Source organism: Mycobacterium sp., assembly GCF_035314665.1.
Lineage (GTDB): Bacteria > Actinomycetota > Actinomycetes > Mycobacteriales > Mycobacteriaceae > Mycobacterium.
Genome location: NZ_DATFZD010000324.1, coordinates 1 through 10,602, shown reverse-complemented (window position 1 = coordinate 10,602; position 10,602 = coordinate 1). Strand labels below are relative to the sequence as shown.

The following is a 10,602-nucleotide window of genomic DNA, read 5'->3' as shown; positions in this document are numbered from 1 at the left end:
AACGCCAGCAGGCTCAGCGGGTCGATCTGATATGCCGTCTCAACATCGGCGTTGAACGTGTCGATGCTGGCGTCCAGGTTGGCGGCCTCTGTTGGGTTGCTGCTGAGCAGTTCGGCGTCGGCCGTAGGCGTCCAGGTGTTGACTCCGGCCATGCCCAACAGGTCCTCGAATGGGTCAGGTTCGGTGTCGGCTCTGGCGGCGGGAGCCAGTCCGATCAGCGCGGCCGCGAAAGCAGCGCCGACAGCCATGCCGAGGGTGGGAGTGATGCGGCGAGTGTTCATCGTGGGCTCCCATGTCACGTTGTGATTCGGTTAATACGAGTAGGCATCGAGCTTAACTAAACATAAGTACAGTATTTGAGAATCCTGACAAACCGTTGGGTAAGGCGTCAGTCGCGCTGACCGGCAGACCATCGCCGTCCACGACGCGGCACAGAGTTACGCCCTTTTGGCGTAGGGCATAAGCTGAAGCAACCAAAGGTCCAGGACAGATCCCTGTGGGAGGCCTACGATGACACGCTTCGCTCGCCGTCTGGTCGCTTATTTCGTCGCGCTGGCGTTCGTCCCGATGGCGGCCGTGACGGTCGCGGTGCCGGGAGTTAGTTCGGCGGAGTGCGACCGGAACGTGACCACACAGTGCGTGACCAGTTCGGCGCAGTGCGACCCGAACTGGTCACGCAATGTGTGGACCAACGAATGCAAGCCGCCACCGCCGCCGCCGCCGTGGTACGCAGCCAAGCCGGCGTATGTGCCGGAATTCGCACCGGCGGACATCCCGCCGCCCCCTCCGCCGCCGCCGTGGGCGCAGCAGCTCCAGCTCCGCCCGGTATGGGATGGGGGTAAAAGCCAGTGGGTCTGGATAGGGATCTAGCGACGCCGACCGCTCCGCAGCAGCGTCACGCCTTGGCGTTACCGGCGTGCCACTGATCCCACGGAATGTTCCAGTCGCCAAGACCTTCCGTCCCCGACAGCGGTGGACCGATGGTGTTGAGCACTTGCACGATATCGCCGCGCTTGGTGTGCTCGAAGAACCATTGCGCATTGCTGGGACTGACATTCAGGCAGCCGTGGCTCGTGTTGGTGTGGCCCTGAGCGCCCACTGACCACGGCGCCGAATGCACGAAGACACCGCTGTAGGACATCTGCGTGGCGAAATCCACCTCAGTGCGATAACCGTTGGGCGAGTTGACCGGAACTCCGTACGTCGACGAATCCATGATCATGTGCGCGAAATGCAAGCCGAGTATGTAGAAGCCGCTGGCGGTCGGGGTGCTGTCCTTGCCCATCGACGTCGGCATGGTCTTGACGACCTGACCGTTGACCCGCACGGTCACCATCTTGGTGTTGTCGTCGGCGGTGGCGATCACCTCGTCACCGATGATGAAGTGGGTGTGCAGGTTGTCTTCGCCGAAAACCCCGTCACCAAGGTCGACGCCGTAGGTGTTGACCGCGACGTTCACCGTGGTGCCCGGCTTCCAGAAATGCTCAGGGCGCCAACGTACTTCGCGCTTGTTCAGCCAGTAAAACGCGCCCTCCACGGGCGGGTCGGTGGTCACCACGATGGCCTTCTCGGCCGCTTCGCGGTTGGCGATGTTCTCGTCGAACTGGATCGCCAGCGGCTCACCGACGCCCACCACTTCGCCGTCGCGCGGCATGGCATACGGCATCGCCAGGTTCTGCGGCGAATGGGTCTGGAACGTGATCTCGCGGGTGGCCACGCCGCCCAGCCCACGCGCTTTGGCGGTGAGCGTGTAGCTCCTGTTGTAGCCCAGCGGCTCGGTGGTCGCCCAGCGCACGCCGTCGGGGCTGAGCTGGCCGCCCAGCGAGCGCCCGTTTTCGTTGACCATCTCGACGGAGGCCAGCACGCCGTCGTCGGCGGTCACCGTCACCGGCCTGTCCACCGCGACGCCCACAGCGCCATCGGTCACCGAAGCGCTGATCTTGGGAATAAGCAGGTCACCGTACGGCGTGGCCTTGTCCATGATCGCTTTCGGCGGCGGGTTGCTACCCCCTTTGCTGCAGGCGCCCGCGCCGAAAACGGCAAGCGGAACCATCAGCGCGGCCACCCAACGGCGGCACAAGCGCTGATGCGTCACCAAGCGACCTGCCACGTACCCTGCTTTCCCCTTGCGCCCCCGGAACCCTGTGTTACTGGCGAGTATTCTAGGAGGTAGACGACTGTTAACACTGACCACCGGTCAATCTCGGGCTCGGCGATTTCGTCCGGCCACGGAATGGCTGTTATTGTCTCAAACGCAGTCCAGCAGGATTCAGGCGCCGTTAGCTCAGTTGGTAGAGCAGCTGACTCTTAATCAGCGGGTCCGGGGTTCGAAACCCTGACGGCGCACCACAACAGGCGCACTTCAACGGCGGGCCACAATCTGCAATCGGCGGGCGCGTGCTGTGCCGGATGCTACGTCTGCGGATCCGGTGGGACCGCGTGCCGCGGTTGGTACAACAGTGCACGAACCAGCGGGCGCGGCCCGACGGACCGAAGCATCTGGCTGGCCGGGCGGACCCGTACCCGCTTCGGCCACCAGAACCAGCGTCCCATCACCGTCATGATCGACGGCGTGATGAGCGATCGGACGACGAAGGTGTCGAACAGGAGGCCGATGCCGATCGTCGTGCCGAATTGGCCGATCGCCCGGAGATCGCTGGTGATCATCGTGCCCATGGTGACGGCGAACACCACACCGGCGGCAGTCACCACCGGGCCGGTAACACCCATGCCGCGGATGAGTCCCGTTTTCAGGCCGGCTCCGATCTCTTCCTCGATCCGGGACACTAGCATCAGGTTGTAATCCGACCCGACCGCCAAGAGCACGATTAACGCGAATTCGGTTGCCACCCAGTGCAACTGGAAATTAAGAAGGTGCTGCCAGATCAGTGTCGAGAACCCGAAGGCGGCCCCCAGCGACATCACGATCGTGCCGACGATGACGCCCGCAGCGACCAAAGCGCGGGTGACGATCACCATGATGATGAAGATGAGCACGATCGAGGCCACCCCGGCGATCATCAGGTCGTACTTAGCGCCGTTGGCGATGTCGTAAAACGTCGCGGCCGTACCGCCGAGGTAGATGTCGGCGTTCTCCAGCGAGGTGAGTTTCAGCGCCTCCTTGGCCGCTTGGCGCTCCTGATCGACGGACGCGATTCCCTTCGTCGTCGCCGGATCCACGGCGTGGGTGATGATGAAGCGAGCGGCCTTGCCGTCCGGTGACACCATCAAGCTCAATCCCAGCTGGAAGTCCGGGTTCTGGAAGATCTCGGGCGGCAGGTAGAACAGGCTCTCCACCTGAGAGTCGTTGAAGGACTTGCCCATCACGGCGTTCGTGTCGGTCAGCCGGTCGAACTGATCGATCAGACTGTCGAACGTGCTGTAGATGGTCAGCGTCGTATTCCGGATCGCCTGCGACGTGGCGATAATCTGGGGGATGATCACCAGCAGTTCGTGCGTGGCTGCAGCCGTGTGGGTGAGGTCGTTGGTGAGATTGTGGAACTGCTCGGCGAGCTGATCGAACCCGTCGAGGGCGTCGAACAGCCCTCGTAGCGACCAACAAATCGGGATGTCGAAGCAGTGCTTCTCCCAATAGAAGTAACTGCGAATCGGTCTCCAGAAGTCGTCGAAATCCGCAATATGGTCGCGGATTTCGTCGGTGATGGCCGCCGTCTTCCCCGCGGTTGTCGCGCTGTCGTCCGCGGCGTTCGCGAGCTCCTGGGTCACCGTGTACGTGCGCTGCAAGAGGGAGATCAGGGTGTCGAGGTCACCGACGATCTTCTTGATGTCGGCGATACGGTCCTTCAGGTAGTTCAGGTTGTCGCGGATCGGCGCGCTCTGCACACTGAGCTGGAAGGGAATGGATCCGTCTTGAATTGGCGGGCCGAGAGGTCTGGTGATGCTCTGCACCCGTTCGATGCCGGGCACGTGGAAGAGGGCTCCAGCAATCTTGTCCAGGACCAGCATGTCGGTGGGATTGCGCAGATCGTGGTCCGATTCGATCATCAGAAGGTCCGGATTCAAACGGGCCTGGGTGAAGTGTTGATCGGCCGCGTTGTACGCCTTTACTGAGGAAGCGCTCTGCGGCAGGTAGTACAGGTCGTTGTAGCGCGGGTTGAAGCCCATCAGGCCCAGGGCGCCGACGATCGCCAGGATGACGGAAGTAGCGAGGATGGGCGCCGGCCAACGCACGATGGCCGTCGCCAGACGGCGCCAGCGGGTGTAGTTAAACTCTCGCTTCGGGTCGAACAGACCGAAGCCGCTTGCCACCACGATCAGCGCCGGCGTCAGGGTCACCCCGGCGGCCACCACTACCAGCAGACCGACTGCGCACGGAAACGCCAGCGAACTGAAGTAGGGCAGCCGAGTGAAATGCAGACAGGCCAGCGCCCCAACAATCGTCAGACCCGAGCCCAACACCACCTTGCTGACACCGGCGAAGGTGTCGTAGTAGGCAGCTTCGCGGTCCAGGGCCCGTTCGCGGCCCTCCTGGTAGCGGCCGACCATGAATATCGCGTAGTCGGTACCAGCCGCGATGGCCAGTGCCGTCAGCAAGTTGACGGCGAAGGTCGAAAGCCCCATGATGCCGGTTTCGCCCAGCAGTGCCACCACGCCCCGGGCGGTGGCCAGTCCGACGAACAGGATGACCATCGTCAGCAGCACGGTGCCGATGGATCGGTAGACGAACATCAGCATGATCGCGATGATGATGATGGTGATGATCGTCATCTTGGCCAGGCTCGCGTTGCCGACAACGATCGTGTCGGCGGTCAGGGCTCCCTGACCGGCGACGTAGGCCTTCACCCCCGGCGGCGGCTTCGAGTCCGCCACAATCTTGCGAACCGAGGCAACTGACTTGTCGCCGACGGCTCCGCCCTGGTCACCGCGCAGGTTGACCTGGACGTAGGCGGCCTTGTGGTCGTAGCTCTCGACACCCGAGGACGTAAATCGCTGCCCCCAGAAATTCAGCGCATGCTCGACGTGTTCGGTGTCCTGCCGCAGCTTCTTGACCAGATCGTCGTAATACTGGTGAGCGTCCTGGCCGAGAGGTTTCTCACCGACCAGGGTCACCAGGACGAGGTTGTCGGAGTCGTACTCCTTGAATTTCTCCCCGAGGTGCTTCATCCCGGTCACCGAAGGCGCGTCGGATGGCGAGAGCGGAACCGAGACGTCCTCGGCAACCTTCTCCAACTGTGGGACGAAGACGTTGACGCCGACCGCGATCAGCAGCCAGATCACGACGATCGGCAGCGCCAGGACGCGGATGGTGCGGGCCAGCCGCGGTTTGCGCTCAAGTTCGTAGTGCGGCGCGACGGGGATTTCTTCTGTGTCGCTGGTGTCGCTCGTGTTGCTGGTGTCGTCGGTCACGCGGATTTGTCCAAGCAGGAAACCTGCGCGTCCCGGGTGTTGACCTGTTGTTGATCGACCAATTTGCCGTCAACGGTGATCCGGCAGCCGATGGAGGGGCCGTCACCTTGGGCGACGACGTAGGCGAAGATGCCGGGCATCTCGGCAACGATCGTCTTCGACCACGGCAACGTGGTGAAGTTGGCCTTCTGCGGTAGTGCCTCCGCATCCATCCAGTTGACGACGCCGGTCGTCCCGGGTGGTCCCAGGATTTCGTAGATGGCGGTCTTGGCCGCGTACGGCGGGGTCGCATCCCGGGGATCGGGCTTGGGCAAGCCGGGTCCTGGGAAGACGCCATTGAGTCGGAAAACCGCAACGCCGCCGATGATCAGGGCCACGACCACGACCAGCGGAACCCATGCCCGCTCGAGAAGTCTCAACACCGTGCCCCCCGATTAAGAATGCTCGACGGGCTGATATTAAGGCATCTCGTCGCGTGCGCCACCGCTAGCCGAACGCCATAGCTGCAGAGTTAATTCCTGCGGTCCGCCGTCGAATCGGAGCCGCGCCGCTGGGTGTGCTCAAACGGATCAGTTTGATAGGCGACGACGTGACGCCAGGTTGGGCTACTCGCGTGCGGACAGCACAAAGCGACGCGCAACAGTGGATGCGCACGACCGTGTTGTAAGGCGAAAGGCACTCGGAGACGGTTGCCGAGTCGGAGATGTGGAAACGTTATGCCCTACAGGCGATTTTCGCTGTGAGGCGCTGATTTTCTGCCCGTTGACCTGTTGCCGGTCGATCTCATTGAAGTGACCGCGCGGTCGAGTCGACCTGCGGCGATAGCGAGAATCGAAGACGGCTGAGTTAGTTTCAGAAAGTAATTAATTCGCCGGCGCAAACGATCACCTTGAATTGCACGCCATGTGCGAGACGTCGATTGTTCGCCGTCGGCCTGAAACCAGCACCGATTTAGGGCCACGACGCGTACCCTGACCGGTATGGCTACCAAGACGAAGGTCAAGACCTGCGTACATTGCGGCCACACGTTCGATCCGAACGACCGATGGCGTGACCTGTCCGATCCGGTCTGGTTTCCGGCCGCATCAGTTTATTGTTCGCCTGAATGCAGTGACCGATACCATTGCGAGATGGTGCATTGCTGCTCGACCCACGTGAAAGAGAAGGCTCGGCGCGAAGCCGCCAGGGCGGCGCGATAATCCGCGCTTTCACCAGATCAACGGGACTCGCCACTTTCTGCAACGAATTGGCTATTTGAAGCGTCACTCCGCCGTGACGGAGCTTAAGAATATAGACGCGAGCGGGATATTCCCGACAATCGAGTCTTCAAGATAAATGTCGGTTTCGCGCGCTCTAACGGCTCGGTGCGGACTGAAGTCCTTAGGAATGTCATCGATTTCAATCGCCGACGAGTGCGCCAGGAGATCCACACCTCGTCAGCATGATTCAACGCCCCGCTGGACGAGTTGAGGTCATAGATCGCGCCGTTACAGCAGGCCTTGCTTGACCGGATCCGACGACGCTTCCCAGCTGATCACCGATGGCGAATCCTGCGGATCGCCAAGGCGACGGTCAGCGCCGCGAGCCCAGCCAGAGAGATCGCCACCGCGGGCTTCTTGACGAACCTGATCGCCCGCGCTTTGGCGTCGTTGGCGAGGCGGCGGGGATTGGCCCGCTCGGCCAGTGAATCGACGGTCGACGCGAGCTGGTCGCGGGCCTGGTCGATCTCCTGCTTGATGGCGTCAGGATCCCGCTCAGCCACTCTCGTCCTCCCTGTCGTCGGCGCACCGAGGCCGGGCTCGGTCTAGGTTGGTGCCTGCCGACCTACCCTAAATCAGCCGGCCGATCCCCACGCGCCGGTGAACAGAAAACAGAAAGGGACCTTCCTTGACCGACAATGCACGCCTGGCGCCCGGCGACAAAGCGCCCGCCTTCACTCTGCCCGACGCCGACGGGAAGAAGGTGTCGTTGGCCGACTACAAAGGCCGCCGCGTCATCGTCTACTTCTACCCAGCGGCATCAACCCCCGGCTGCACCAAGCAGGCCTGCGACTTCCGCGACAGCCTGGCCGAACTCAACGGCGCCGGCCTCGATGTCGTCGGCATCTCCCCCGACAAGCCGGAGAAGCTGGCCAAATTCCGTGACGCCGAAGGCCTGACCTTCCCGCTGCTGTCCGATCCCGACCGCAAGGTGTTGACCGCCTGGGGCGCCTACGGCGAAAAACAGATGTACGGCAAGACCGTCCAGGGCGTGATCCGCTCGACGTTCGTCGTCGACGAGAAGGGCAAGATCGCGGTGGCGCAGTACAACGTCAAGGCCACCGGGCACGTGGCCAAACTGCGCCGCGACCTGTCCGTTTAAGCCAGGTTGGCGAGCAGCAGCGCCTCGGCGGTCGCGGCCCGTTCCAGCACACCCAGGTCAAGGCTCTCGTTGATGCTGTGCGCCTGCGTTGCCGGGTCCTCTACGCCGGTGACCAGGATCGCGGCCTTCGGGAATGCGGCGGCGAACTCGGCGATGAACGGAATTGAGCCGCCCATCCCCATGTCGATCGGTTCGGTGCCCCAGGCTTGCCGGAAGGCCGCCCGGGCGGCGTCGTAGACCGGGCCGGTGGCGTTGATGGCGTAGGGCTGCCCGACGTCGCCGGGCGTCACCGTGACGTGTGCACCCCAGGGAGCGTGATGTTCCAGGTGGGCGCGCAGCGCGTCCAGGTGCGCGGCCGCGTCGCCGCCCGGGGACACCCGCATGCTGACCTTCGCGCGTGCGCGCGGGATCAGCGTATTCGACGATGCGGCAATGGATGTGGTGTCGATGCCGATCACGGTGATCGCCGGCTTGGCCCACAATCGCTGCGGCACCGAGCCGGAACCGATTTCGCTCACTCCGTCCAGTAAGCCCGATTCCGCACGCACCCGCTCGGCGGGGTAATCCACTGCGGCGGCTGTGCTTTCGTGCAGACCAGCCACCGCGACGTTGCCGTCGTCGTCGTGCAGGCTGGCCAGCAGCCGCGTCAGCACCATCAGCGCGTCGGGAACCACACCGCCCCACAGGCCGGAGTGCAGGCCGTGGTCGAGGGTGGCGACCTCGACCACGCAGTCGGCCAGCCCGCGCAGCGACACCGTCAGCGCGGGGACGGCGGTGCTCCAGTTGTCCGAATCGGCGATCACGATCACGTCGGCGGCCAACACGTCGCGATGCGCAGCCAGCAGAAGGCCCAACGATGGTGAGCCGATCTCCTCCTCACCTTCGACGAACACCGTCACCCCCACCGGAGGCCGGCCTCCGTGTGCCCGAAACGCCGCCAAATGCGTTGCGATACCGGCCTTGTCGTCGGCGCTGCCGCGCCCGTAGAGCCGGCCGTCGCGTTCGGTCGGCTCGAACGGTGGTGACGCCCACTGGGCGGGATCGCCTTCGGGTTGCACGTCGTGGTGCGCGTACAGCAGCACCGTGGGTGCTCCCGGCGGCGCGGGATGGCGAGCGATGACGGCGGGTGCGCCGCCTTCGCTGACGATCTGCACATCGTCAAATCCGGCCTGCGACAACAGATCCGCTGTGGCCTGGGCGCTGCGCTGCACCTGGTTGCGGCGCGCCGGATCGGCCCCGACCGACTCGATGCGTATCAGCGCCTCCAGATCACGGCGCACCGACGGTAGTACGTCGCGGACGCGTTCGACCAGATCGCTCACGATCTTGAGTCCTAATTGGTTTCCAGGATGGCAACCGCAGCCGCGGTGTCAGCTTCGTGCGTCAACGAAACGTGGATCGTCACGTCCTTCAGATGCTTAGCGATGTCGCCGGTCAGCCGCACCCGCGGCCGGCCCCACATGTCGGTGACCACCTCGATGTCGCGATGGATGTCTTCACGCAATACGGGCCGCTGCGAGAAGCGTGATCCAGACCAGGCCTTGATCACCGCCTCCTTGGCCGCCCACCGAGCCGCCAGGTGGCGCGCCGCCGACGAACTCTTGTCCGAGGCGTCACGCCGTTCACCCGGCGTGAAGGTTTCAGCGAAGATTGTTCCGGGCTGGTCGACCTGCTCGGCGAACTCAGTAATGGAGACGAGGTCGATCCCCACTCCCACAATGCTCATTGGCGCTGCTCCTCATTCATCGCAGCGCTCGGCATCGTCGCGACGCGGCTCATGGGTTGCGAACTTATCGGATAGCCACCGGAGGTGGTTAAAGACGGTACAAGTCCCCGTCGCCCAACCGCGCCTCCGCGTCGAGCAACATCGCCGCTTCCTGTCGCTTTTCGGACACCTCGTGATCGAAACGACGGTCCGCGGGCCGCTCGTACATCGGGCGGCCGCCGGCGATCGCCGAGGTCAGCCGGCGCTGACCGGCCAGCAGACGCGCGTCGGCCCGTCGCTGGTAGTCGGCGCGCTGCTCGTCGTCCAGCGTGGCCAGGAAGGCCTGCGGGTGCACCAGCGCCACCAGGCCGGACACGTGGCCGAACCCGAGGCTGGTCACCAGCCCGGCCTTCAGCGGGAACTTGCCGTCCAGCTGCAAGGTGTCGCGTACCCACACGAAGTGGGCGGAGCCGGCCAATTCGTCGTCGACGCAATCCAGGCTGCGGTTGGGCGGGATCACCCCGTCGCGCAAGATCTGGCACAGTCCCATCATCTGGAAGACCGCCGCGCCGCCCTTGGCGTGCCCGGTCAGGCTCTTCTGCGACACGATGAACAACGGCGCGCCGGCGGAACGTCCGAGCGAGTCCGCCAGCCGCTCATGCAGCTCGGTCTCGTTGGGGTCGTTAGCCAACGTCGAAGTGTCGTGTTTGGAGATCACCGCGACGTCGTCGGCGGCGACACCCAGCTTGGCCAGCGAGCGGGCCAACGGGGAATCCTTGCCGCCGCGGCCGGCTCCCAGCGCGCCCAGTCCCGGGGCCGGGATCGAGGTATGCACGCCGTCGCCGAACGACTGCGCGAAGGCCACCACGGCCAACACCGGCAATCCCATCTTGAACGCGAGGTCGCCGCGGGCCAGTAGGATGGTGCCGCCGCCCTGCGCTTCCAGAAATCCGAGCCGGCGCCGGTCGTTGGGCCGGGAGAACTTCGAGTCGTGGATGCCGCGGCCGCGCATCATGGAAGTGTCGGCGGTGGCCGCCATGTCGCCGAAGCCGATGATGCCCTCTAGCGTCAGGTCGTCTATGCCACCGGCCACCACCAGCTCGGCCTTGCCCAGCCGTATCTTGTCGACGCCCTCCTCGACCGACACCGCGGCCGTCGCGCACGCGGCA

The 10,602-nt window shown here is 64.1% G+C and carries 10 protein-coding genes and 1 tRNA gene; 3 read left to right on the top strand and 8 right to left on the bottom strand.

The features are described 5' to 3' along the window. Positions 1–281 (bottom strand): hypothetical protein (locus tag VKI00_RS22360; RefSeq protein WP_324441337.1); only part of this gene is annotated, 281 nt, incomplete at its 3' end. Positions 282–510: 229 nt separating this feature from the next. Here VKI00_RS22360 and VKI00_RS22355 point away from each other — a divergent pair. Beyond that, positions 511–870 carry a hypothetical protein gene (locus VKI00_RS22355; protein WP_324441335.1) on the top strand — a complete coding sequence of 120 codons (360 nt, stop codon included), beginning with the start codon at positions 511–513 and terminating at the stop codon, positions 868–870. 25 nt (positions 871–895) lie between these two features. Here the strand turns inward: VKI00_RS22355 and VKI00_RS22350 are convergent, their stop codons facing one another. Beyond that, complete coding sequence (locus VKI00_RS22350) at positions 896–2,053, bottom strand: L,D-transpeptidase (RefSeq protein ID WP_324441341.1); 1,158 nt, start codon at positions 2,051–2,053, stop codon at positions 896–898. A gap of 220 nt (positions 2,054–2,273) precedes the next feature. Between VKI00_RS22350 and VKI00_RS22345 the strand changes: the two genes are divergently transcribed. Next, positions 2,274–2,349: transfer RNA gene (locus tag VKI00_RS22345), tRNA-Lys, on the top strand. A gap of 63 nt (positions 2,350–2,412) precedes the next feature. On the opposite strand, the gene VKI00_RS22340 is transcribed toward VKI00_RS22345, so the two are convergent. From VKI00_RS22340 to VKI00_RS22325, 3 genes are all read right to left on the bottom strand, one after another. Further along, positions 2,413–5,367 (bottom strand): RND family transporter, encoded by a 2,955-nt coding sequence (locus VKI00_RS22340; protein ID WP_324441334.1) that lies wholly within the window; start codon positions 5,365–5,367, stop codon positions 2,413–2,415. After that, positions 5,364–5,789 carry an MmpS family transport accessory protein gene (locus VKI00_RS22335; protein ID WP_414687261.1) on the bottom strand — a complete coding sequence of 142 codons (426 nt, stop codon included), beginning with the start codon at positions 5,787–5,789 and terminating at the stop codon, positions 5,364–5,366. Before VKI00_RS22335 ends, VKI00_RS22340 begins: the two co-directional genes overlap by 4 nt. A 1,112-nt stretch (positions 5,790–6,901) precedes the next feature. Then, positions 6,902–7,129: a DUF3618 domain-containing protein gene (locus VKI00_RS22325; RefSeq protein ID WP_324441332.1), complete on the bottom strand. Its 228-nt coding sequence runs from the start codon at positions 7,127–7,129 to the stop codon at positions 6,902–6,904. 125 nt (positions 7,130–7,254) lie between these two features. Between VKI00_RS22325 and bcp the strand changes: the two genes are divergently transcribed. Continuing rightward, complete coding sequence (bcp, locus tag VKI00_RS22320; protein WP_324441330.1) at positions 7,255–7,728, top strand: thioredoxin-dependent thiol peroxidase; 474 nt, start codon at positions 7,255–7,257, stop codon at positions 7,726–7,728. On the opposite strand, the gene VKI00_RS22315 is transcribed toward bcp, so the two are convergent. The 3 genes from VKI00_RS22315 to VKI00_RS22305 all read right to left on the bottom strand — a co-directional run. Next, positions 7,725–9,050: a dipeptidase gene (locus VKI00_RS22315; RefSeq protein ID WP_324441328.1), complete on the bottom strand. Its 1,326-nt coding sequence runs from the start codon at positions 9,048–9,050 to the stop codon at positions 7,725–7,727. The genes bcp and VKI00_RS22315 overlap by 4 nt on opposite strands. Positions 9,051–9,061: 11 nt before the next feature. Then, positions 9,062–9,454 (bottom strand): holo-ACP synthase, encoded by a 393-nt coding sequence (locus tag VKI00_RS22310; RefSeq protein ID WP_324441326.1) that lies wholly within the window; start codon positions 9,452–9,454, stop codon positions 9,062–9,064. 88 nt (positions 9,455–9,542) lie between these two features. Continuing rightward, on the bottom strand, positions 9,543–10,602 hold a 1,060-nt coding region (locus VKI00_RS22305), incomplete at its 5' end, for a beta-ketoacyl synthase (RefSeq protein ID WP_324441324.1).